Annotated in this window: 16 protein-coding genes and 1 pseudogene; 7 read left to right on the top strand and 10 right to left on the bottom strand. The window is 58.2% G+C overall.

What is annotated here, in order from left to right:
* Positions 1-1842 (bottom strand): hypothetical protein (locus tag XI04_RS03285; RefSeq protein ID WP_271623406.1); only part of this gene is annotated, 1842 nt, incomplete at its 3' end.
* A gap of 1568 nt (positions 1843-3410) precedes the next feature.
* Between XI04_RS03285 and XI04_RS03290 the strand changes: the two genes are divergently transcribed.
* The 3 genes from XI04_RS03290 (at position 3411) to XI04_RS03300 (ending at position 5345) form a co-directional block, all read left to right on the top strand.
* The gene (locus XI04_RS03290) at positions 3411-4241 is read left to right on the top strand and encodes a tyrosine-type recombinase/integrase (RefSeq protein WP_271623407.1); all 831 of its coding nucleotides are present in this window, start codon (positions 3411-3413) and stop codon (positions 4239-4241) included.
* Between the two features lie 73 nt (positions 4242-4314).
* Complete coding sequence (locus XI04_RS03295) at positions 4315-4914, top strand: nucleotidyltransferase domain-containing protein (RefSeq protein ID WP_271623408.1); 600 nt, start codon at positions 4315-4317, stop codon at positions 4912-4914.
* A complete protein-coding gene (locus tag XI04_RS03300; RefSeq protein WP_080134670.1) occupies positions 4911-5345 on the top strand; it encodes a hypothetical protein in 435 nt (144 codons plus the stop codon). Before XI04_RS03295 ends, XI04_RS03300 begins: the two co-directional genes overlap by 4 nt.
* A 41-nt stretch (positions 5346-5386) precedes the next feature.
* On the opposite strand, the gene XI04_RS03305 is transcribed toward XI04_RS03300, so the two are convergent.
* From XI04_RS03305 to XI04_RS03325, 5 genes are all read right to left on the bottom strand, one after another.
* Complete coding sequence (locus XI04_RS03305; RefSeq protein WP_271623409.1) at positions 5387-5875, bottom strand: TIR domain-containing protein; 489 nt, start codon at positions 5873-5875, stop codon at positions 5387-5389.
* A complete protein-coding gene (locus XI04_RS03310; protein WP_271623410.1) occupies positions 5875-7212 on the bottom strand; it encodes an SIR2 family protein in 1338 nt (445 codons plus the stop codon). Before XI04_RS03310 ends, XI04_RS03305 begins: the two co-directional genes overlap by 1 nt.
* A 177-nt stretch (positions 7213-7389) precedes the next feature.
* Complete coding sequence (locus XI04_RS03315) at positions 7390-7515, bottom strand: hypothetical protein (protein WP_271623411.1); 126 nt, start codon at positions 7513-7515, stop codon at positions 7390-7392.
* On the bottom strand, positions 7512-7745 hold the full coding sequence (locus tag XI04_RS03320; protein WP_271623412.1) for a hypothetical protein: 234 nt from the start codon (positions 7743-7745) through the stop codon (positions 7512-7514). Before XI04_RS03320 ends, XI04_RS03315 begins: the two co-directional genes overlap by 4 nt.
* A gap of 201 nt (positions 7746-7946) precedes the next feature.
* Complete coding sequence (locus tag XI04_RS03325; protein WP_271623413.1) at positions 7947-8288, bottom strand: hypothetical protein; 342 nt, start codon at positions 8286-8288, stop codon at positions 7947-7949.
* 545 nt (positions 8289-8833) lie between these two features.
* Between XI04_RS03325 and XI04_RS03330 the strand changes: the two genes are divergently transcribed.
* Both XI04_RS03330 and XI04_RS03335 read left to right on the top strand, forming a co-directional pair.
* The gene (locus tag XI04_RS03330; protein ID WP_271623414.1) at positions 8834-10123 is read left to right on the top strand and encodes a hypothetical protein; all 1290 of its coding nucleotides are present in this window, start codon (positions 8834-8836) and stop codon (positions 10121-10123) included.
* 4 nt (positions 10124-10127) lie between these two features.
* Positions 10128-11567 carry a hypothetical protein gene (locus XI04_RS03335; RefSeq protein WP_271623415.1) on the top strand — a complete coding sequence of 480 codons (1440 nt, stop codon included), beginning with the start codon at positions 10128-10130 and terminating at the stop codon, positions 11565-11567.
* Positions 11568-11580: 13 nt separating this feature from the next.
* Here the strand turns inward: XI04_RS03335 and XI04_RS03340 are convergent, their stop codons facing one another.
* From XI04_RS03340 to XI04_RS03350, 3 genes are read right to left on the bottom strand one after another with little or no spacing between them, the layout of a single operon-like run.
* On the bottom strand, positions 11581-12933 hold the full coding sequence (locus XI04_RS03340; RefSeq protein ID WP_271623416.1) for a hypothetical protein: 1353 nt from the start codon (positions 12931-12933) through the stop codon (positions 11581-11583).
* Positions 12930-17738 (bottom strand): hypothetical protein, encoded by a 4809-nt coding sequence (locus XI04_RS03345; RefSeq protein WP_271623417.1) that lies wholly within the window; start codon positions 17736-17738, stop codon positions 12930-12932. Before XI04_RS03345 ends, XI04_RS03340 begins: the two co-directional genes overlap by 4 nt.
* Entirely contained in the window at positions 17735-19687 is a 1953-nt protein-coding gene (locus tag XI04_RS03350; RefSeq protein ID WP_271623418.1) for a CHAT domain-containing protein, read from the bottom strand. Before XI04_RS03350 ends, XI04_RS03345 begins: the two co-directional genes overlap by 4 nt.
* Positions 19688-20047: 360 nt before the next feature.
* Here XI04_RS03350 and XI04_RS03355 point away from each other — a divergent pair, with 360 nt between their 5' ends.
* Both XI04_RS03355 and XI04_RS03360 read left to right on the top strand, forming a co-directional pair.
* A complete protein-coding gene (locus XI04_RS03355; RefSeq protein ID WP_271623419.1) occupies positions 20048-20428 on the top strand; it encodes a hypothetical protein in 381 nt (126 codons plus the stop codon).
* 44 nt (positions 20429-20472) lie between these two features.
* A complete protein-coding gene (locus tag XI04_RS03360; RefSeq protein WP_271623420.1) occupies positions 20473-21300 on the top strand; it encodes a hypothetical protein in 828 nt (275 codons plus the stop codon).
* Positions 21301-21423: 123 nt separating this feature from the next.
* Here XI04_RS03360 and XI04_RS03365 read toward each other — a convergent pair.
* Positions 21424-22562: pseudogene (locus XI04_RS03365) on the bottom strand (DUF2130 domain-containing protein); the annotation flags it as partial.
* Between the last annotated feature and the right edge of the window lies 1 nt (position 22563).

Below are 22563 nucleotides of genomic sequence, written 5' to 3' on the forward strand. Positions count from 1 at the left end.
TCTGCCAGACGTAATTCCATTCTGGTTGCTTCTCACGGCCTGCCAGCCAATCACGGCCAAGAGACAGCCAGCTAACATCTTGGCGGAGGATTTCAGCAACGTGAATCCAAATGAACGGCCAACCATGGCCATCCATTGTGTCGCAAATGTGGGCAATAACTTTGCAACGAAGTCAGCAGGCTCGATAAAGCGGAGTAAGAAATCGATTGCCTTCTCTAGCTTATAAGGGCTGCGTACAATCGTCAGCTTTCGGGTGATGGCTTCAGCAAAATGGTCGATCGCTGGGTTCAGCGTGGCGGTTTTTTCCCAAATCAGAAAATCCGCATTCGACTCAGGCTGAACCGGAATCGATTGAAGGGCGAGCCGAAGAAGATCATCTTTCTCAGTATCGCGGCGGTCGGAATGCTCAACCGTTTGAAAAAGGTCCAACCAAACGTTCGCGTAATACAGATGTGCTAAATTACAGCTCAGCCAGGCTAAGGCTTCCTCTCGGAGAGTAGCGTCCGACGGTGTGTACTGGAGCAAACGCCTGTTGATCCACGGCCACGCTCCCGCAACCGGATGTGCCTTAAGCCACCTTCGGCCCTGATCCACCAAAATCGCTCGCTCTTGTTGGTTGGCCATATCCCAAACCATCTGGAAAAGAAGACCCCAGCTAGGTTCATCTTCCTCCAATTCACGCCACCAAGACCCGATACGAGCCTTAATACCCGCCGCATGTAGATTGATCCCCGCGCCTAAGGCTGCTTGTTGCCAATTGAACAGCCGGGGGATGACATCCCGAACTGGGCCACGCCGACGAAAGCACGGCCATAGCGCCTTCAAAATTTCTACCCGCATTTCTTCATCGATCATCAACGCGCCGCGTTCGCGACGTTTGCCAATTTTTCGAGAACCGAGCCAACCAAGAAACGCATCGGCCGGCTGCCCTTCTTCCAGCATCGAATCAAATCCGCGGCCAATGTCCTCCGCGCGTCCAACGGAATTCCCTGGCGGGACCAACACGTCATAGACCAATCGACTAATCTGCGGATGAAAGAAGCGCCCCGATAGGGTTCCCGAACCGGGACTGCTCAGACGCCAGATTTGCTCGCTTGTCAGTTGCGCCAATGCCTCTCGGTGGCTCAGAAAAAGACTCTCTGGCGCTTTCAGGCCATAAATGTTTAGTGCGAGGGCAGAGTGGCCTTTCGACGCGATACCAAGTTCGTGGAGCCGATTGTCGAAGCGCTGGGCGAAGTCTTGTGGCGTCAGCTGTTCTCTTCGATAGAGTTCATAACTCCAAGCGGCGGCGACCAGGATTGATTCTTTGCGCCTAGGTACTTCGACGCCGGTACGTTCCTGATACCAAGCGTGATAGGCGTCTTGCTCCTCTGGACTTAATGGTTTGGCAATTATCTCGACCGGTTGGAGCGCCCGATGTCGCTCACATTCGCGTTTAAAAGCCCTCAATTGCTCAGGCGGGCCACAGGTGAGAATAGAAAATCGGCTAGGAAAAGCGTGTTGACTTGCAGTCAGCTCTCCAATTTCCTGCCATATCGCGGGATCGCGATTCTCTGGAGAATAAAGATCGTCGCCCGCAATCAAAAACGGGATCGAGGTCCCAACGGCATTCTCGAGAGCGCGCGGTATGAGATGGGCATACGATTCTATAAAATTGACCGCCTCGACCTGCCCATCAGCTAAGAGTTCGCTGACAACTTGAAGGAGAAGTACACTTTTGCCTGCTCCCGAGGGGCCCGTTATCCAAAACACGGGAATCAGCGGACGCCTCTCCCCTGACTCTTGCGCCCAACGCTCGTGAATGACCGAAAGTGCGGCCTTGAGCCTCTCCGGCCGCTCCATGAAGCAGCCGTCGCGAACATCTCTTACGCTTGGACGCACACCATGGACGATGCGATCGCGCTCGCCAGCGGACTTGTTTATTGCAAGGTCCCCAGCTCCCAGCAGGTGCAGAGGGGCAATCTTTCGGCGGCGGGAGCCCTCCCAAACTGAAAGGAGGGCTTTGGTTATATCTGCGGGCGGGACTCCTGACGGGACCATGTCAAGGAGCCGACCCATGCAGGTGTCAATCAGTGTCATTGGACGCGTGACATCAGCCCAGAGCCGCACTGCGAGGCGAATCTCAGGTGCAGTGTCCACCTCCACCGGCAAGCATCGCTTTCGCAGATTTGCCCAGCGCGGTGTCAACTCGGAATCGAGCTTGAGGTCTGACGCGGACAGTAGCGCAGGTTCGGTCGAGACATTTCCGCGCAAACTTCGTGTAGTGATCTTGAATCGAAATTCTTCTTGCACCGATGGACAACATTCTTCGAGAAACTCGTCCACCGCGAGGGCCTCCCTGACGGCTTCTTGAAGTGATTCCCTCCTCAGCGTGGTCTTAACTTGGGTGAGATACACAAGGCCGTCCCTGCTCTCACTTAGGTCGCTGAGTCCTTCGAAAGCGATGTCCGCGTTTGCGCTGTTCCTCTCCAGTACAGCTCCAAAAAAACGATGGAGCGATACGGCAAGTTGATAATGAAATCCGTCAAGCGCGCGTGGACCACCAAGCGCCCGCTGTTTGAACCGTGGGTGTTTTTGCCACGCCGCCTGCAACGCCAGTAGGTTTGGCTCGACACCCGGGCTTTGCGTCCTTTGAACTGCCACGGCGGTCGCTTTCTCAGAATTGAATCTGTGACATCTTATATTTTAGTTGCAAGAGGCAATTTATTCAATCTTCCGGACCCTAGGCCGACAACTTATGGGCGGCCCATCACTTCCATCCTAGGATCGATCGAAAGGGCCGCTTTCAAACGGTAACACGACACCCTGCGAAATTGGGAACTCAGCCGCCCATAACGCGCGGCGCAAGCTCGCAGGCCGTCGCGGATTAGTCGGTATTGGCGAAGACGGCGATGGCGCGCACAGGACACGGCCGAGGAAACCGTTGAAGGAGGTGCCGATACTTGTCCAAAGCAGTCCGGATCTCCTGTGGACAGTGGGCCTTGTTATGACGCCACGTGCTCGATCTGGTGCAGACCGCCGCATGCTTCAGCCTCCACTCAATCCACGGAGGCGTCATGTCAAAGCGGAAACAGAAGCGAAAGCAGGGCAAGAGCGTAGAGGGACGGCTGCGCTTCTTGGGGCTCATGTCGATGAATTTAGGAACTGGCTTCGCGACAGCGGCTATCGGCCGACCACGATCGTGGAGTTGGTGCGTCTTCTGGCCTGCTGGGCCGAATGGCTGCAAGCGGCCGGATTCACCCTCGACAACATATTGGCCGGGTTTGATGCATCTGCAGCGGCCTTCAAGGGCGGCAGAACGACGAGGGCACCGCGCGGGGCGGCCGCGCTGTTCATCCGTTATCTTCGGGAACAAGGGGCGTTGCCGGCGGCTCCGAAGCCGCCATCTCCGACAGAGCGCTGGCCTATACTTGCAGCATTCCGGACCTGGATGCGAGGGCAGCGCGGCGTCGCCGACTCCACACTCGACACTTATCAGACCACTTGTCGATCTTCTCAAGGCTGTTGGCGACGATTCAAAAGCATTTGCCGACCATGCGGTACGGGCTTTTGTTCTCGAGCGCGCCAAACCGCACAGCCGTGGTCGGGCCAAAACCATTGCAACCTCGACACGCGCGTTTCTCCGATTCCTGGTCGCGACCGGCCAATGCCCGGCCGGACGCGACTACGCCGTTCCGCGTTTTGCGAACTGGCAGTTGGCATCCGTTCCGAGATTCCTTGCTGCCAACGATATCGAGCGAACGATAGCCGCTTGCGAGGGTAAAAGCCGCTTACGTGATCGGACGATCGTCTTGCTGCTCGCCCGTCTTGGCTTGAGGGCGAGCGAGGTCGCCAACCTCAAGCTCACCGATATCGATTGGAGGAATGGGCGGCTTGCCATCACCGGCAAATCCAGGCGGGAGGCGTGGCTTCCGCTGACGCAGGAAGTAGGCGATGCGATCATCGTCTACCTCGAACAAGCGAGGCCACGCTTACCGACGCCCCAATTGTTCTTCACGGCGCCGATCCGCCCGCTCACGCGCATCGCCGTGAAATGCATCGTGCGGAGCAACGGCGGCAACCAACCGGTCGCCGCAGGTGCTGATCCGTCATTTGGCAATGGACAATCCTCTGGCCGAAACCAAGCTATCTCTTGGATCATTGGGAGCGGGGGACGACGAGTGGTGGGCTTCCCCGGTGCCGGAGAAGGAAGGAGAATTCGATCTACACCGATCCGCTTCTGGCAAATGAGCTCGTCCTAACTATTTGATGAATATGAAATTTTTAACATCCTTGATTATCCCCAAATTGGGGTCTATCATACCCGATATGGGAATGACTGCTGATCAAACCAGCCTTTCAAACGCGCTATTTTCAAACGTGCAGCAGCGCGTGCTTGGCCTCATCTTCGGCCAGCCGGAGCGGAGTTTTTATACCTCGGAGATTGTGCGGACCATCAACTCGGGAACCGGCGCGGTCGAGCGCGAACTGCAACGGCTGCAAGGCAGTGGCCTCGTCTCAGTTCAATGGATCGGCAATCAGAAGCATTACCGCGCCAATGCCGACTCTCCGATATTCAGCGAGCTGCAAAGCCTCGTCTTAAAGACGGTGGGATTGGCCGGACCGTTGGCGGAAGCTCTGCGGCCACATGCTGAAAAGATGCAAGCGGCGTTCGTGTTCGGATCGGTTGCGAAAGGCTCGGACACGGCGGCGAGCGATATTGATCTCTTGGTGATCGGTGACGATCTCGATTACAGTGACCTCTTCACGGCGTTGCAAGGTGCCGAAAGCAAGTTGCATCGCAAGGTCAATCCTCTGTTCCTGACCCGCGAGGATTGGCGGCGCAAGGTTTCGCGCAAGGATTCATTCGTTCAAAGAATTAGCACGCAACCGAAGATTTTCATCGTGGGATCGGAAAGAGTCCTTCATTCATGAGCAAGGTTGAACTCGACAATCTGGTGAAGATCAGGAAGCTCAAGGAAGAGCCGCCTTCAAAGCCCGAGTACGACGGCATGCTGGCCGCGGCTAAAACGCGGCTACGCGACGCGCAAAACGAAGACCTCGATTCGGATAGTCAGTTTGACCTGGCCTATGGCGCGGCCCACAGGCTCGCAGCGGCTTCATTGCGCCGGGAAGGCTATCGCTCGGAAGACCGTATCACGGTGTTTCAAACGTTGGTCCACACCGTCGGTACGGACAAGGCGGACATCCAGATTTTCATCAGGGCCCACAACGAGCGCAATCTGGCGGAGTACGAAGGCCGCACCGAAATCGACGCGCAACTCTTGGCCGACCTGATCCGCTGCACTAAGAAGCTGGAAGCGGATGTCGCCAAGCTCGCACCGCCGCCGGAAGCCAAGAATTAGTTTCTACCGTGGTGGCTCTACCAGTGGCGATAACTTGCAAGCTATCGTCCGGCAGCGGTTGCAGCGGCTTCGATCCAGCCCGCGACGTTATTGTAGCCGTCATCGCGAACCCAATCATATGAACGGTAGATGCTGCTGAATGGCACATCTCGCCCATCGCGCTTTACCGTCCAATAATCCAGTGGGTTCCGCCCTTGTACATCTACCCCGTTCTGCGGGTCTTTCACGCCGTGGATGTCGATGGCGATGATCCCCTTCTTTAGCTCGTAGCTACGCTTGATCTCGTGTCGGACCCATTCGCGCTCATAAGTCTCAGCACCGTACAGCACGACAGTCACCGACGTGTATTTCATCTGCTCTTCAATCCACTTCTCAATGCCTCCGGCGCGCTTCTTCGCTTCCTCAAACTCGGCTTTGTCGTAAAAGGGCTGCGCCTCGCCCTTTGCGCGCACGACCCAGGAATTTCGCACCTGAACGATGCGCCGAACGTCCCGATCATAGTGAAAACTAAAAAATACCCTTCTTGCCATCACTTCCCCTCCCTAATCTTGCCTATCGTTTCAACAATCGGAGTAACCAATGTCATCAGGTCCGTAACTGGACTTGCAAGCGCTGAGAGCGCCGCGGGGTCCACGCCGCCCGGCGTGGTACTGGCCAATAGATCATCGGCCAATTGCTTCGCAATCGAACCCGTCGCTCCGATTGGCAAGAGCACCAAGCCCTTCTCTTGCGCAATTTCGAATTTGCGTCGCATGCCATCAGAAGGAACAACGGCGGTCCCAACCATCTTGTTACCGAAGAGAAAGATGGCAATACCCGATGATCCTACAATTTCCTGCCGATAGGCATCCCAAACACGGGCGCGCTCACCGGCGTCAGCGATAGCTTGAGGAAAGGGCCTAATAATTAGGTAATCTTCGATGTGCCCGGCTTTCGATTGAATCACGCTTTCGATGGCGCCCGTAAGCAAGGCGTTTCCAACGCCGAGACCAAGACCTGTCGCAATCCGCATACCCTTGGTCACCAGTGCAGAGCCTAGAGCACGCATGAACGCCGTAACGGCATCTTCGCCCCATGGATCGAACGACGCCGCCGCTGCGCCAACAAAGATGGTTTGCCGACGGTAACGCCGCTCGAATTCAGCTAGGATTTTTGTGATGTCGGAATATTCATCAACCAAAATGGCTTGAATATTGAAACGCAGAAGATCTTGGAGGACGAGCGCTTGGCGCGCGTGAGCGTGGGCAAACGCTTCATCAGATTCGTGCGGCAGCTTTGTGCGCATCCGGAATATCGCGTAGTGCCTTCGCTGGTTCGTTTTGAACGTAAGTCGCACGCGCGTAAGGACTTGTTCAAGGTTCGGGTCCGTGAAGCTGAATCCCAGGAACAAGAAGGTCTTCGTGACAAGATCGCCTGCGAGCGCGTTGATGAAAGCGCCACGATCTTGGCCGTAGCGCTCGTAATCATCACGCGTCACCACGGCTTCATCGGGTCGATCGACATCCCCATGCATTTTGAAGACCACCGCGTCGCGGCGGGGTTTCATGTCCGCGAGCTGCGGGACTGCTGATTTAACGTCAACTATCTTCCCCGCATCCTTCAAAGCGGTTTCGATGAGCTTGTCGTAGTTGGTCGTCCACCACGTAGCTATCGGCAACCGGGCGAGCAGACGATGGTTTTCCGTTGGCGGGTTGTCTGCCGACAGCGCTTCGATGACGGCTCTGTGCAGACGATGCCTGTTGTTGCCGCTTGAATTGACATGAAACTGCGCGCACGCGACTAAGTCCGATTCCTGGTCGATGTCGAGGTTCAGCTCCTCGGCGAGCGGGCGAAGTAATTCGCGCCAGTCAACAAAGCCAGAAGGCACGAAAGCCCAGCACCCGCAAAGATCGCGGCATTGCCGCTTTCGATTTCTTTGAAGAAATCATCTATGAAGCGTGCTGTTTCCCGGCTCATCAAAAGCCTCTTGGGTCCTGTTCATGAACAATAGCAATAGGATACCCGTCTCAAGACTCTAAATGTAGTGCCAAAATGGCAGCGGCGTTTACGTTTCTTCGCTGTCCCGCGCCTCGCTCGACTTCTGGTTCTCGGGCGGCATAGGCGTGAGGATGTCACCGACCTTACCCGCAAACTTCAACGTGATGGGATAGCGAAAGCGGTCCGTCTTCATCGCGATTGGTCCTTTGCGACGATGGTGCAGCCGCGTTTCAGTGCCGCCTCGAAGACTTGCTTTAGGCCAGGATCCGCTAGGATGGCCTCGCCGGGTAGGAAGTCCGCCATGACCTGCCACTCGAAGCCGCTGCGCGGATCGGGCAGCTTCATCGGATTGAGCACGTAGGCGGTGCGACCTGGACCTTCTCCGAAGGCGCCTCGCTCGACGAATTTCTGTAGCCGGTTCATTCTGTCCCCTCTAGACGAAGCGGTCAGCGGGCCGCGAGATCATGGTTGTTCTGATGCCATAGGCCTCTCAGCGAGAAGCTTCAGGGCGATCGGTTCGACGTCTTCGCGCCAGTACCCACGACAAACAAACTTGGCTCGTCTCGCTCGCGCGATCTGAACTTAGCAACCGGCCGATTGCCGACATCACAGCTTCAGAGTGCCTCACAATTTTGAAGCGGCTGCACGCTCGCGGCAAACTACGACACAGTGCGGAGGCTCCCGGCGGTCCTGTCGAACATATTCCGGCTGGCGATGTCGGACGGCCGCGCATCGAGCGACCCCGCTGACGCGCTGATTGGCCATGTTGCGCTGAAGCCGCCGCAGCAGCGCCAGAAGGCGGCCGGCAAAGGCAGCAGCAGCTTCGCAGCGATACTGGAGCCCGAAGCGTTCGGTCAGCTCCTGCGCGTCGTCGCGGGGTACCACGGTCAAAAGCAGACGCGGCTCGTTCGATCGATTGGTCGATCCGACCGACGACAGTCGGCTCCATGACAGCGACTTGGTCATGCAGCGCCTCGCCTGGGCTCTAAAGCTCGCGATCGCCGGCGGCCTCAACAAAGCTCGAGCTACTGCCGGCGGCTCCCCATAGGCGCAGCTTAGATGAGAGGGGGCGGATTCGCCCCTCGGCCGAGCGGACACCCGGCGGTAAAGAGAAGCGTACCGATCACTCGCCGCTTTTGCAGAACACTGCCAATGACAAGGTTGGTGAGACGCGGCTCGTGGACAGAAGGGCCGGCTGTTTGAGCCTGAACCGTGACAGCCTGGGTTGGCATTTCGCCCCTGCATACCTGAGCGGCCTGACCGTCGTTGCGGTAGATTGAGCCCTCTTAAACCTTCATGAGAGACTCGCCACAGGTTCTGCGGGTAACGTCACATGCCTCTTCTGCAACGTGTACTTCGCCATATCCGGCCTAGCGCACATGGCGCCTCAACCAGTTGTTGCACATGCTGTGATGTGTTATGATAGCAGCACTGTAGGTGTGCCCTTTTTGGCTCTACTTCGCGGATTGAGACAGCGTCATCCGCAACGGCCAGGTTGGGAGCTGAAATCTATGCCGCTCTATGACATTCCTGGGACGTCATCGTCTTACTGGCTGCTTAGCTTCGACAGGCACGGCACCGAGGTCGAAGACCGAGGTCCTGGCACGGATTTTCTCAGCGAACGCATTCTTGCCGCGGCCCGCGACCAATCGCCGACTGACATTTTCTTGTCCAGCCATGGCTGGAAGGGCGACTTTCCAGGGGCCAAGGAACAATACGACCGCTGGTTTGCGGCCCTGCTAGCGAGGCGCGACGACGTGGACGCCATGGGTCCTGACTTTCGGCCGATTTGGATCGGCCTGCATTGGCCGAGCCTGCCCTTCGGCGAGAAAACGATCGGTGCGACTGACTTTGCCGCCGAGATGAATTCTCAGGACGATATCATGGAGAAGTACATCGAATTCTTCGATGCTAATTCTTCCGATATCCGCCCGCTGCTGAAAACGATCTTTCAGGAGCACCTGGAGAACGCCGGTGCCGTGCAAATGCCAGAACACGTCGCGGACGCCTATCGGGAGTTAGGCCGACAACTTGGCTATCAGGGCGGCGGGCTTGACGCGCCTCCCGACAGCGATGGCGTGGCTTTTGACCCTGTTGCGGCGTTTGAGGCATCCGAGGAGCTCGGCGACGACTTTGCCGAGTCAGCCGTGCTATCCGGCCTGCTCTCCCCGCTTCGACAGCTTTCGTTCTGGTCGATGAAGAAACGCGCCAGACGGATCGGCGAGGACACAATGCACAGCTTCTGCACAAGGCTGCAGCAAGCCTGTCCCGACGCTCGCGTTCATCTCATTGGACACAGTTTTGGCTGCATCGTCGCCTCCTCCATCCTTGGCGGCCCGAGCGTGATCTCGAGGTTGCCGCGCGCGGTCGATTCTTTGGTCTTGATTCAAGGTGCCGTGTCGTTGTGGGCGTTTGCCGACTTCATCGAGCTCGTGAGCAAACCGGGCTACTTCAACACGATGCTTCGCAGGCCGGCGGTGCGTGGCCCTATCGTTACGACGCGATCAGCTCACGACGGAGCGGTAGGCACGCTCTACCCCTTGGCCGTGGGGATGGCGCTGCAGATCGCCTTCGGTGAAGGGGACCTTCCAATATTTGGCGGGATTGGAACCTGGGGAATTCAAGGCGTGAAGGAGGCAGAGGATGGGGTGATGCAGCCTGTGTCCGCGCCCTATGCGTTTCGGCCCGGCGGCATCTATAATCTGGAAGCTAGCGACTATATCGGGGGTCACTCCTTGATCGACGGCGCGGAAGTTGCGCACGCAATATGGGCCGCCGCTCGCGTGACGGCGAGAACATGATGTGATGACGAAGATGAACGAGCTCGCTGACGAAAGCGAGGAGCTGCCGGTTGCAAACGGCATTTGGGAGAGCGGACAGCCGTTGCCGCCGCTCGATATTCGCGTCCTGACCGGTATTGAGGCCGCCCCGCGAGAAATCATTCAGCGCGCGGCGGACAAGGCTTCCGAAAAGCTCGCCGTGTCGGACATTGACGCTAACAATCTGGCCGAGGCCGGCTGGGGTATCATTTTTGCGGCCAATGCCGATCCTGCCGTAAGAGCAGGGCTCGAGCCCTTGATCGAGCATCGTTCTCACCAGGTGCGAAGCAATCGCCTCCTGCAGGTCTTCGACGGCAGCAAAGCCTATCAGTCAGGTGACACGGCGCGTTCCTGGCTCGCCAAGAACGGTGTTGGGTTTTCAGTGGTCGACCCTAATCTTGGGGTGCCATTTTACTTGACGATTGTCGGGTCACCAGCGCTCATTCCCTTTGAATTCCAGTACCAGCTCGATACTTATTGGGGCGTCGGCCGTCTGGACTTCGTCCATCCGGACGACTATAGGACCTACGCGCAGAAATTGATCGCGTACGAGCAAGCATTGGGCGTTCGGCAGCGCCGTGAGTTTGCGATTTTCGCTCCAAAGAAACCAGGCGATCGTGCGACCGGTTTGTTGCATGATCTGGTGGCCGAGCCGCTGGTCAATGGCAATGCCTATGTCAAGCCGCTCGGCGTCCGGCAGCAGTTTGGCGCAAGAGCGCTGCTCGGCAATGACGCAACAAAGAGCAAGCTGAGCTCCTTGCTATATGGCGAGGACGGGCCACCTGCATTGCTGTTCACGGGCTCCCACGGGCTGGCCATCCCATGCGATGCGCCCGGTCAGATGGAGCGGCAGGGTGCTATCATCTGTCAGGACTGGACGTCCGGCCCCGTCACCTCCGAGATGACGTTTTCGGCGGCCGATGTGAATGAAAACCTCGCACTTGATGGGCTGATCCATTTCTTCTTTGCCTGTTACAGTGGGGGATGCCCCGTTCTTGATGACTATGGAAGAGATCCTCTGGGGCGACCGGTCAAGCTTGCGAGCGCGCCCTTCACAGCCCGCTTACCGCAGCAATTTCTTCTTTCCGGCGCGCTGGCGGTCTTGGCACATATCGACCGTGCATGGTCGTATTCGTTCCGAAGCGGCCGCAGCGTGCCGTTGGTCCAGGAGATGCGCGACGTCATGGTGAGAATCCTAAAGGGCGAGCGGCTTGGCCTCGCGACCGACCAGTTTAACATGCGCTGGTCCGTCCTCTCCGGTGAACTCGCCGATATGATGCGTGCCCGGGATCTTGATGCACGGCAAGTCTCCGACGGGATCTTGGCCAATCGCTGGGTCGCGCGGAATGACGCGAGAAATTACATTCTCTTCGGTGATCCCGCCGTTCGCCTCAGAATCGAGGATATGGCCGTGCCGAGGTCTTGAGTCGAAGCATACGTCAGACGTTGGCAAACAATGTCGCGGCCAGACGATCGACCTCTTCTGTTTCAGGCGTCGGCACCCCATTCTCCGCTTGCGCTCCTGCCATGTTGGGCGGGAGTGTTTGGAGATGGTGATCGCGAAGCTTTTGCCAAAGAATTTGTATATTTGCAGGCGATCCCTCTAGGAGCAGCCGCGACGCCGTCACATAGGCACGCGCCGGCCAAGGGCTTCCTGGTAGCTGTCCGCCCATCCGGCAAACATTTGCCAGCATGCCAGCGACATTCGACATCGACGGCCGAAATCCATCATAGGCTGCTTCCTTGAGATCGAGCACGTCGCAGAAGGCGTTCACGACGATTTCAAAGTCGCGGCCGAAGCTGTCGAGCGGGTTTTCCGGGTAGGCTCGCGACCAGACATCGATAATGCTATCGGCATCACTATCGAATCCGAATGCCCGTAAACTAACGCAACAGAATAGGATCCGAACCGTCGCGGTGGGATATGACCTCCAGCTCCCATTCTGATGCGGCCGCGTTTGCCGATGAATTTGCGATTGATCGTTGGCAAGATAATCCGCCAGCGACCAGACGAACGCAGGGCCCCCCATCGCGCAGCCGTACCAATCGGCAAAGATCTCTTTGCGCCAAGCTTGCCATGCCGGCCGGCGGTCCTCGTTCAACGCGGCGGCGTCGATAGCCCGATCCAGCCGCTCGGTGAGGTCGGCACCGCGCTCCAGGGCATGACCAAGTTCGTGCGCGAGCAGCGCCATATGCGGCAAGTACGTTAAGTAGGACCATGGCACGGCGACCAGCGTTAGCGGAAGGAGATCCAAGGCTTCCTGAAATTGTTGTGCGGACAACAAAATGCGGTCGCTTTCAGCGTCGAGCTGCGCCTCCCCGCTTTCCGGCATCATCCATGGCGAAAGTTGCTGGTCGAACGTGACCAGGGGCGCCGGACACAGCTGGTCCGAGGCGATCCCCTGCAAATGTCGAAAGGCCTCCACATAGCATTCGCGGGCATACGCATCGGCGAGTGCAAGATAGCTATTGAATGGAGATATCAGCCGCAGCGACAGTCGACTGCGAAACTGGTCCCACACGGTGTGGACGATCATAGCCTTCTTTTCCAGGCTTTCCGCGCGCAGCCAAAGCTCGTTGTCCTTAAGGGCTCGATCAAAGTCAGCCTTGACCACCGCTTGAAGGCGATCGATGCGCCGAGAAAGCCGACCGATTTGACTATTATTCTTTCGCAGTGCCTGCTCGTTGGCTGCGCGCAGGCGCCATTGCGTCAATTCCTCTGGAAGACTGGCAAGCTTCCACCTCAATTCGTCTTCCCTGCGTTTCAGAAGAACAGCAAGAGGATCGATCATTGCTGGAACCCAGTTTCGACATTCAGAAAAAGCGCCGTTGCCGGGATCCCCAATGTCGCTTCGAGCTGGGTGACAGCAGCGGGATAGATGGCGGAGGCGCGCAGAAGACGCAGAACGTCCGGCTCGTTTGTCGCGCGCCGCAGCGCATCGAGTAAGGCATCCTGAGGAAAGGTATTTTCCGGGCTCGAGGCCAGGCTGGTGGCGAGAACGGCGGAGACCGCTCCACTGTTGACAAGCGCTTGCGACAACCGGTTTCGAGCAAAGAGTTGCTCGATCCCGGAGGTGATCCCATGCAGGATTGGCGAATGCAGGACAACGAACGGCTTCGAGCCGTCGCTCCGCACACGTTGAAACTCGCGGCCGAGCAATTCCGCCGTCATTCCGCCTGGAAAGCACGGCTCGGGAAGCGAACGCGATTCGTCGATATCGGTCATGATGTAGATGATGTCCGCCTGCGCCGGATCGCTGGTGTCGATATGGAGATGACTGGCCATCAGCCGATCATCCAGCAAAGTCATCTGGGAAATCATGGTTGGTGACGGTTTGTATGGCACCCGATAAGCGCCGATGGTCGCGCCGGACCAAGATTGTCGCGTAAGATTTGAGATGAATCGTGCCGCTCGATGGCCCCGCTCCGGCTGTCTGATCTCGTCTGCGATCGGGCCTTCATCGCGGCCGTTTCCGATGCGGATCGGCACGGATGATGACGGCACGCTCATCTCCCATGGCGTCGCCACCATTGGCGCGCCGGTGAGTGCCAAAAAAAACAAATCGCTCTCACTTGCCGCCTGCGGCTCTAGGTCGATCAGCGGCTCTTTTAGCTCATCTAAGGGCTCGGGCCATCGGTTCACGAGATGGGGAATCAATCTGATCGGGCTTCGGTCTCGCGTATACCGGGCGAGGATAGACAGGGACTCATTCTCGGCGGTGGAGAAGCGATGGACTTCACGTCCCGGCGTTTCGACCACAAACCGTTCAGCGTCAATGGTAACAAGACAGCAACGAAATTGCGCAAGTGTCGGCTCGGTTTGGCCTGTCCCCTCCTGCACGTCAGCGTCCGCGGACGCCGGCGTGGCTCTATCCGCCTGCTCAAAGGCGGCCGTTATTTTGCGATGCCGCTCGGCAAAGATGGGATGCAACGCGTTCTTCTTCAGAACGGCTGCAACCCTTGCTAAGGACTTTCCGACGACAGCCAGGTCCCCTATGCGCATGGCGCGCTCCGCATTCTCCAGCAGTGTGGTCGCGTAAAGACCGGGCTCAGAGAACAGACCGTTCCAAAATTCGACGGCTTGGGGTTGCGCCTCCGGATCGCCGAGACAACGCTGCCTATAGACCGCAAGCTCGGCGCCGTCGGCCCCCATTCGCGTCGCAATGTTGGCGAAAGCCGCGTCAGCTCGCTTGCGATCCCCCATTGCCAGCAGCACGCGACCGTAGCGCACCCAATCCATCATTTCGATTGGGCTGCCGATGTCATTCTTCAAACTGCTCCGCAACTCAAATCGCTTGAACCAGCCCAATCCCCATGGCTGGGTCTGCGCGAGAAGAACAGGCGCCTCCAAGAGTGCACGCCGCATTGCCTTAACGCCGACGCCGTCCAACATTCGAATAAAAGCGTCGTCGAACCGTTCGGAGGGCAATATCCCCCAGGTCACGCCCGCGATGGTGGCGCGGATACGCGTGGCTGGCGTATGCCGCACTTGCGTCAGCTCGTGGATGATCTTCGAGCACTCGGCTTGATTGTCGCGGACCTGAAACGCGCGAATCAACTCCAGCTCGGCGGCCGTGCCGACGGATGATGACCTTGGGTTGGCTGGCTCGGTCGGCAGCCCCGCCTCGAAAAGGCGGAAAATCAACTCCTCGCGCCGGATCTCATCGAGCAGCGTTGGGCTTTCACTCCTCAGAACCGCTTGCGCTGCCTCGGCAAATGCCTTCGACGCCTCATCGATGCGCTGCAACTGCGCCAGAGCCCGGCCGCGGAAGAGATGGAAACGAAAACCTGTCTTGTCAGACATGCCTTCGGTTAAGGACAAGGCGGTCCAGGCATTACGGCGAAGCAATGCGATCTCTATACGCAGCGGGCGCAGATCTTCGCCTAAGTCGATCCCGGCGGCGTCGACCTTGTTCATCTCCGTTTCGGCATCACGCAATCGCGCACTTTCGACCAGGAGCTCGATCAGGCGCGTCTGGATTCGAGCCGCATGCCCCTCCCCAGATGGAGCAGCCCTGTAGCCCCAACGCAGATAGTTTTCCGCCGATCGGTGCGATCCACGCTGCCGATACGCGTAGGCAACACGTTCCATGATCGCCCAGTTCGGAATATGGGCTGAGGCGACCCGCCCGTCTGACAGGCCGGCGAATGTGGCAAGCAGTGAGAACCCAAAAGACGAAATTTTTCTTTGTCCGAATATGTCGGCCAGCAAGAGCCAGTAGCGGGCCCGGCACTCGGCCGATTTCAGAACGAACAGAAGGTCTGCGAGGACGCTCCACGGGCTCGGAATATTGCGATCGAGAAAGTCGCGCCATTTGAAAGCAAACGGCGGCAGTTGAATGTCAGCCGATCGGTTCAGATCGAACGCCTTCTGCAGGTTTGCACGGATATCTTCGCGACGGCTCCCCTGCGGCAGGTAGTCGAAATTGGCGAGCACAGCGATCGCGTCCGCGATCTCGTAATGGGCCCGCGCCAAAGCCCCCCGCGGCGCCCGCGAAAAATCGCCCTCCGGCTTCACGAACTCGCGCAGGACTTCCAGCCGCGCGGCCGCATCGTCGACCGAGGCGCGCTCATCCAAGGCGCCTACGAGCGCGGCATGGATGTCGTCCTCGCCGAGTTCAACGCGATGATACAATTCCGCGAGTGTCAATTCGACCCAACGGGCCGGCTCATTGGCTCGTAGCCTTGCAAAATGCGATACCGCCTCGCGGTGAATGCGCCGAAAGATTGGTTGCTTCTTGAGCAACGCCCGCATCGGATTGGCCACATCCGGATGGAGCGTCGCCGTATAGGGATCCCTGCTCTGGAGAGAGATCCAGCTCCGGTCGCTGGCGTAGCGTGATAACTGCTCCCAAAGATGACCCGGATCGAGCTTCTCATCCTTTCTCTGCAGCCACGTCGCTCGCTCCTTGGGCGTCGGGATGTCTTCTCTGGCTTCCTCGATTCTTCCGCTCAATGCTTCGATCAGGAGCGGGTGCAAGACGTCCTGCAAAAAGGACAGCGTCAAACGACGCGGTATCGCGCCGTATCTCAGCACCCAGCGCAGGCCAAGCTCTTCGTCCAGAGGAAGGCGTTCAATGATACGCTTGATGAGGTAGGCCAGGTCGACGTCTGAACCATATTCGGCGAGCTTCTCCGCGGTCATTTCCCGATTCTTGCTCACCGTTTCGCAAAGCATCGAAAGCTTGAACGGATTTCCCGCCGCGGCCGAGGTCATGACATTGATCAACTTGTCGCCGACATCCGGTAGCTGGGCGCGAATGAACGCCGCATCCTCCGGCGGGCTCAGCGGCTCAAGCTGGACGAACAGCGTTTGCCGCTTCAGGCTGTCGCCATATTGGATAAAATGCGCGTTCTGTGGCGGGGTGTTGGGAGACGACGGCGGGTATCGACCGGATAGGACCAGACGGAGCTGAGGCACGGCAGCGTGAAGCTCTTCAAAGCGCTCCAGGAGGAGCCGGAATTGGTCGGGCCAATGCAGCGAGGCCTCTTCGATCGTGTCGATAAAGATCACCAGCGGGCGGTCTTTCGACAACTCCATGCAACGGCTGACAAAGCCGGCCCAGTGGGAGAACTGATCATAGGCCAGAGCTCTGAGCTCGTAGCGCTCATCATCGGTGAGCGTTCGTCCGCGGTCGCTCTCGCGTCGGTAGAGCAGCGGGCTGAATCGGCTGACCTCAGATAGGAACTGGTCCGAGAATATTCGCGTCGTCAATTGCTCATCGAGCTCTTCGGCAATTTCGATAGCGACAAGCCAAGGCGCCTTGGCGATCTCTGGCACCTCGACGTCATCAAGATCGACGTGCGCCACAAGAGGAAACGGCGCTTCTTTGAGCAATTTGTGCGCGATCATGCGTTGGACGAAGATGGTCTTGCCCATGCCCCCCGGCGCCGAAAGATACAAAATCCATTTGGAACGGTCGGTGCCCTCGATCAACTCCTTGAAAGCGCGCTCCGGGACACGACGGGGAAAATAGCTAACGGTACGCTGAAATTCCCTCAGGAACTGGGCTCGGCCGCGATATCTGGCGGCGATCGCCGCAAATTCGGGACGAAGAGATGGATCGATTGAGGCCAGGCTCCCTTCCACCTGCTGGCTCAGTGAGTGGCATAGGCTAAGGTCGTCCGCGGCGTTCGCTTTTTCGAACTCGGTCTTGAGCAGACGAAGGGCTTGGGTGACATCAACACGCAGCAATAGTGCCAGGCGTTCGGCGGGGTCTTTGTTGTTGTTCTCAAGCCAACCTGCAAAGCGCTGGGCCCAGGGCAGATATTCGTCCGTGTGTTCCTTCCAATAAGACAGCCAATAATTCTGTACGCCCTCGCGAAGCCAAAATGTGTCTTCCGTTCTCGGCACCCGCAGCACGTCAGGGCTTGCGGTGAGTTCGTCAAAGATCGGCAGGGTCGGATCTGCGCCTCTGCAGACGCTCTCGTACATCGGTCGGTCGAAGGCGCGGACGATGCTCAGGACCTGCAAAGCCCGATCATGGGTCGACGCTTGTGGCGAAAGCAGCTGCTCGCGCAGCTCGGAATTACCCTGCAACAGTTTCTCGAGGGCTTGCCGCTGACGTTCATCAAGCTTGAGTTTGTGCAGATTCATGGCACCGGCACCTTCGCCTGTGCAACCATTTGGCCAAACGTCTCGAGCTTACTCGCATGCCATTGCGGCTCCGCGACCATGATGATCGCGGCTTGACACAGCACATCGAGCTTGGCCACGCGGTAGAAGCGACACAATTCCTGAAACAGCATCGGCGTGTCGCTCTGCTTGAAAGGATGAAGCTCGATCGGCTCGTCGGGCAGCGCTGCAAGCCCATATCTGTCGTACAGATCTTCGCGAACGACGATGATGAGCCGCAGGTTTCGGATCGAGTTTCGCGCGATCCTCGATAAGAACGGCAACAATATCGTTCTAAACTCCGATGCAGGAAACGCTTCTGCGACGGGCCCATCGCGCTGGAATTCGTCCAGCACGATTGTGTATTCATGGTTTCGGGTAATCTCCTGAAGCCCGCGCTCGAAAGCGTCGAGGATGCGGTCGACGGAGTTGTGTGCGTCTCGTTCGGCAACGAATTCCTGGAAGGCGGTGCGGTCCAGTGCCCCGTGCACCTCCGAGCCGGTTTGCGTGGCGTCTGCCTCCACGATCGCGGACAGGAGGTCGAGGTAGTTGACAGCCGGCGTTGGTCCGCCGCAAACCGCGACGTACTTTACGCGATGGCCGATCTGGATCGCGTCGCGCAATGTCCGCATGGCGAGCCAGGACTTTCCGCCCTTTGGCGCTCCTTTGATGATCAGGCAATTTTGGCGACGCAGCGCGTCGAGGGCTCGCCATCGCTCGCTGGTCCAAGCGAGGCCAACAAAGGGGGCTGGCAGATCCGCAGCGCGCATGAATTGCTTGAGCACGGAGCAGCGCCGCAGGATCTGAACCGGGTCTGGATGTTGCGCAGGCTTTGCCGGGAAGAGCGCCTCGGGCGCCATCGACGTGCTCAAAACCGGAAGTCCCCAATCGCGGGAATGCCAGCCTGTTCCCCCGACACTCTGGCCGATGCCAAATCGTGCTTTGGCGAGAGCGACGTCGATCGGCTGGCCCGCAAGCAATTGTTGATACAAGGGCCGTGACAATTCAGCCGTAACAGCTTGGCCAATCGGGGCTTGGGCGGCGATGACGGCCGGAACACCGCATGCCGAAAGAGCTTCCAACAGCGAGTACAACTCGCTTGGCGCGTGCGCGCCATCGCAGGCATTGAGGATGACCAGGCGCGGCTTGTGGCGGCGGTTGGAGAAAAACGCAAACACGCCGGCGGTGTCCCACCACCATGGCTGACCGGGAGCAGCTTCGTTGATCTTGAGCGCGGGCTTTTGAGTCAGTGGTGACAATTCCCCGTGGCCGGTGAAGTGAAAGATGTCGGGGTTAAGCCGGTCGAAAGCTGCCTCCAACATTGCGAGCGACGGGACCTGCAGCAGCTCGGCATGGGCAAGGGTCTCGGATCGCTGAAACTCCCGCAATACGGCGCCCACATCGTCGCCCGGAAAGCCTCCGTTCAGCCAATCGATCGCCTCGCCGGTGACGACGAGGGCATTGAGCTGGCCGGATAGAGGTGCTGCCGGCGAGCCGGTGCCGATCAAGCCGCGCAGCATCGGCCGCTGCAGGTCTGCGAAATGGCGCTCGACGAGCCCGCCAGGAACTTTTTTCCCAAGATACTCCCATCTCAAATCGGCGAGCTGCCGGACGTCCGGCAAGCCATTATGCCTGCGCACTTCGAGATAGGTTCGGGTCCCATTCTGCCGTTGCGCTTCCCATCGGGTCAGAACCGATTGATTGAGGAGACCGAAGAGCTCGTCGCCATAGTCATCGAAAACCCCCACCGGAACTCCGGGAGCTGCCATGGCGGTTTCGCGATCCAACCAGTCTCGTGCACTGAGCCTTGCGAGCGGAAAAACTTCGGCGACGAGCGGCGTATCTTCGGGTTTGGGAAACGCGGCATCAAACAGGGAAATCCGGCCGTTGTCCCGGTCCAACTGTTCCACTCGGAGCCACAAGGACTTCATGGGCCTCTGGTCTCATAGAGCCGCGCCGGCTCTATTTTAGCGGATCCTATGGGTCTAGCGTCAACTAGGATTTGCAGCATTCAAGCGCTGTCGCGAGGCATGCCGGACGGCCAGCGAGGCTCCGGCACGGCTCCCACGATGCTTGCGAGGGCGCGGAACCCCAGGCCCGGGCAGGTCGCGCCATGGAGCCCCCTGAGCGGAGCATCCCGCCAGATGGCGCCGAGCACGAGACGATCGCTGGCAACACCGTCCCTGCGCGGCTTGTGCAGTGCACCGGGTTAAGTTGCGCCCCCGGTCAGACTCAACCTCGCGGTCTAGGGATACGCGAAACACACACCATTTTTCGCGTCGCTGCGCAAAATGCGGGACCATATCATCCATGGGGGCAGCAGCGTCGACACCATCTTCATCACAGAGAGGGGCTTCTGTATCGATCCGCAATCGAAATATTTCAGTGGGTTCGCCTGGAAACCGGAGCACCACTACAATCAAAATATCGTCTCGCTACGTGGATCGGCGATATCATTATTCAGACAAATCGACGCCTGCTCTGGACTCATGTCCTCGCTCGCGAGCGTCGTTCCATTTCCACCGCCGATAGCACCCGGCTATCAGATCTTCATTCGCGATCCCTCAAATCGGGCCCTCATTCGCTTGCTGGACGCAGGAAAGGGAAATCTGATCTGGTGGAATGAAGGTTCGACCGAAGACGCGCCGAAAAGCGACAAAGCTCAAGAATGACGGGGAGGTCGAGCCCTGGGAAGGAAACGGTGCTATAATCTCTCATGCTCGAATCGGTGCCAGCACAGCGCGATAAGCTGATGCGGTTCTTTGGCCGCCATCTCGTCGCGCTGTGCATCACTTACCGTGATAAGACGAGTGCGGACACGGGCGTTCTGTACTCGGCTTATTCCTGTACACTCCTGCATACCGATGGATACGACTACCTGCTAACAGCGGGTCATAACCTTAGCAATCTGCACGAGGCCCTGAAAAGCAGCAGCATCGAAGTTCTTCAGGCTGTGCTCCGAGATAACCCCAACTCGGGCAGTATTCACGATCTGCCGATACCCTTCGATCTCAAGAGCGCCCCCATGGCGTTCATCGATGAGGACGGGCTGGATTTCGGCGTCATGCTGCTGAGGCCCTACTACGTGCGTCTACTTGCTGCTAACGGCATGGTCGCGATCAGCGAAGAAAATTGGGCACGCCAGCATGCGGTGAGGTTTGACGCCCACTTCATGCTCGGGTTTCCGGAGGAACTTACGTCCTCCCACGTCAATACGATCGATGACGGCCTAATCGCTTCAACCTTGTTTCCGGTTGATTATGTTACAGAGCCCCCGGAAGACCTGTCACCGACACGCTCTCCTCGTTTCATCGCCAAGCTGCGACCGAACCTCGACCTAGTCAGCGTGAAAGGCATGAGCGGAGGTCCTATCCTGGGATTCAACCTAACACCGCCGATGCGCTATTGGGTGGTGGCACTCCAGAGCACCTGGTTGCGAGAGCGACGACTGGTCTTTGGATGCCCGATTCCTGTTCTGGCTCCGTTGCTGACTGAGGCCTTGCGAGATGCACGCGCAGCTTCTGGCCTCTCGAGCGCTGAATAGGCCCTCACTCCCTGCGAATGCTACCGCCGCTGGGCCACCTCCCGCCCCGCAGGGACCTACTTGAACAAATACATCAAGGAGGCGGGGTACCGATTCAGGCGAGTCAAATAGACCCTGACCCGTTCAAGGATGACCTTGTTCACTCGGCTGCCTGGCTTTCAGCTCACCAAATTTCGCCGCCATCGTCGGATTGCCCCGGGTCAGCTTCTTGATCGTCACATCCTGCGCCTTGTCGTTCGCGAGGCGGAGATTACGGTCGGCGCCGCTCAATGCGTCCTTGGTCTTCTGCAGCTGATCGATGGAATTGTCGATCTCTGCAATCGCGGCCTGGAAGTGCCTGGAAGCAAGATCGTAGTTCTTCGAGAATGCAGTCTTGAACGTCTCAAGCTGGTTTTCAAACTGGGTGATGTCGATATTCTGCGCTTTCACAAGCGCCAGCTCGGTCTTGTACTTCAGCGAGTTAATTGCTGCATTCCGCAAGAGCGTAATCATCGGCAGGAAGAACTGCGGCCGGATGACATACATCTTCGGGAAGCGGTGGAAGACATCGACGATGCCGGCATTGTAGAGTTCGTTGTCGGGCTCGAGCAGTGAGACCAGGATCGCGTACTCGCAGCCCTTCTCAGTCCGGTCCCGGTCGAGTTCCTTTGAGGAAGTCCTCGTTCTTGCTCTTCGTCGCCGTTCTATCGCTCTCATTCTTCATCTCGAACATGATCGAGATGATCTCTGTGCCGGCCTCATCCGAGTCGCGGAAGATGTAGTCTCCCTTGCTGCCGGTCCGCGCGTCGTTGTCCTTCTCGAAATACGCGCGCGGAAACGCCATCGAGCGCACCCGGTTGAACTCGGTCTCGCAGTGCTGTTCGAGGGTCTCGCCAACCATTTTGGTCGATAGGCGGGCCTTCATGTCCTTGAGCGCTCGATCGCGTCGTCGCGATCCTTGATCTGGGTTTCGTACTTGTCCTTGAGCGACTGCTCGGAGAGCTGCTTTTCAAGCTGCACCTGCTTGATTCCATTTTTCAGCTCATCGCGCTCTTTTTCGAGGGCGCCGACCGCTTCGGTCACGGCGAGCTTCTTCTCAAGCTCGACGGCCTGGAGCTTGGCCTTTCTTGGATTACTTTTTCCTTGGCGGCAGCGATTTTATGCTGCTCACTGGCCAAAAGCGCTTCAGCGAGTTCTGAGGCGGCCTTCCTTTCGCGCTCGGACGCGGCCAGCGCGTTCGCCAGCCTGTCCCGCTCCTTCTCAATGGCGCTGAGCGCTTCGGTA

Origin of the sequence: Bradyrhizobium sp. CCBAU 11430 (assembly GCF_028128855.1) — a bacterium.
In the GTDB taxonomy this organism is placed as follows: domain Bacteria; phylum Pseudomonadota; class Alphaproteobacteria; order Rhizobiales; family Xanthobacteraceae; genus Bradyrhizobium; species Bradyrhizobium ottawaense.

Bases quoted from the DNA above. Each gene is read 5' to 3' on its own strand.
- XI04_RS03295 (WP_271623408.1), top strand. From the start codon at position 4,315: ATGACTGCTGATCAAACCAGCCTTTCAAACGCGCTATTTTCAAACGTG.
- XI04_RS03300 (WP_080134670.1), top strand. From the start codon at position 4,911: ATGAGCAAGGTTGAACTCGACAATCTGGTGAAGATCAGGAAGCTCAAG.
- XI04_RS03305 (WP_271623409.1), bottom strand. From the start codon at position 5,875: ATGGCAAGAAGGGTATTTTTTAGTTTTCACTATGATCGGGACGTTCGG.
- XI04_RS03315 (WP_271623411.1), bottom strand. From the start codon at position 7,515: ATGAAGACGGACCGCTTTCGCTATCCCATCACGTTGAAGTTTGCGGGT.
- XI04_RS03320 (WP_271623412.1), bottom strand. From the start codon at position 7,745: ATGAACCGGCTACAGAAATTCGTCGAGCGAGGCGCCTTCGGAGAAGGT.
- XI04_RS03325 (WP_271623413.1), bottom strand. From the start codon at position 8,288: ATGACCAAGTCGCTGTCATGGAGCCGACTGTCGTCGGTCGGATCGACC.
- XI04_RS03330 (WP_271623414.1), top strand. From the start codon at position 8,834: ATGCCGCTCTATGACATTCCTGGGACGTCATCGTCTTACTGGCTGCTT.
- XI04_RS03335 (WP_271623415.1), top strand. From the start codon at position 10,128: ATGACGAAGATGAACGAGCTCGCTGACGAAAGCGAGGAGCTGCCGGTT.
- XI04_RS03340 (WP_271623416.1), bottom strand. From the start codon at position 12,933: ATGATCGATCCTCTTGCTGTTCTTCTGAAACGCAGGGAAGACGAATTG.
- XI04_RS03345 (WP_271623417.1), bottom strand. From the start codon at position 17,738: ATGAATCTGCACAAACTCAAGCTTGATGAACGTCAGCGGCAAGCCCTC.
- XI04_RS03350 (WP_271623418.1), bottom strand. From the start codon at position 19,687: ATGAAGTCCTTGTGGCTCCGAGTGGAACAGTTGGACCGGGACAACGGC.
- XI04_RS03355 (WP_271623419.1), top strand. From the start codon at position 20,048: ATGCGGGACCATATCATCCATGGGGGCAGCAGCGTCGACACCATCTTC.
- XI04_RS03360 (WP_271623420.1), top strand. From the start codon at position 20,473: ATGCTCGAATCGGTGCCAGCACAGCGCGATAAGCTGATGCGGTTCTTT.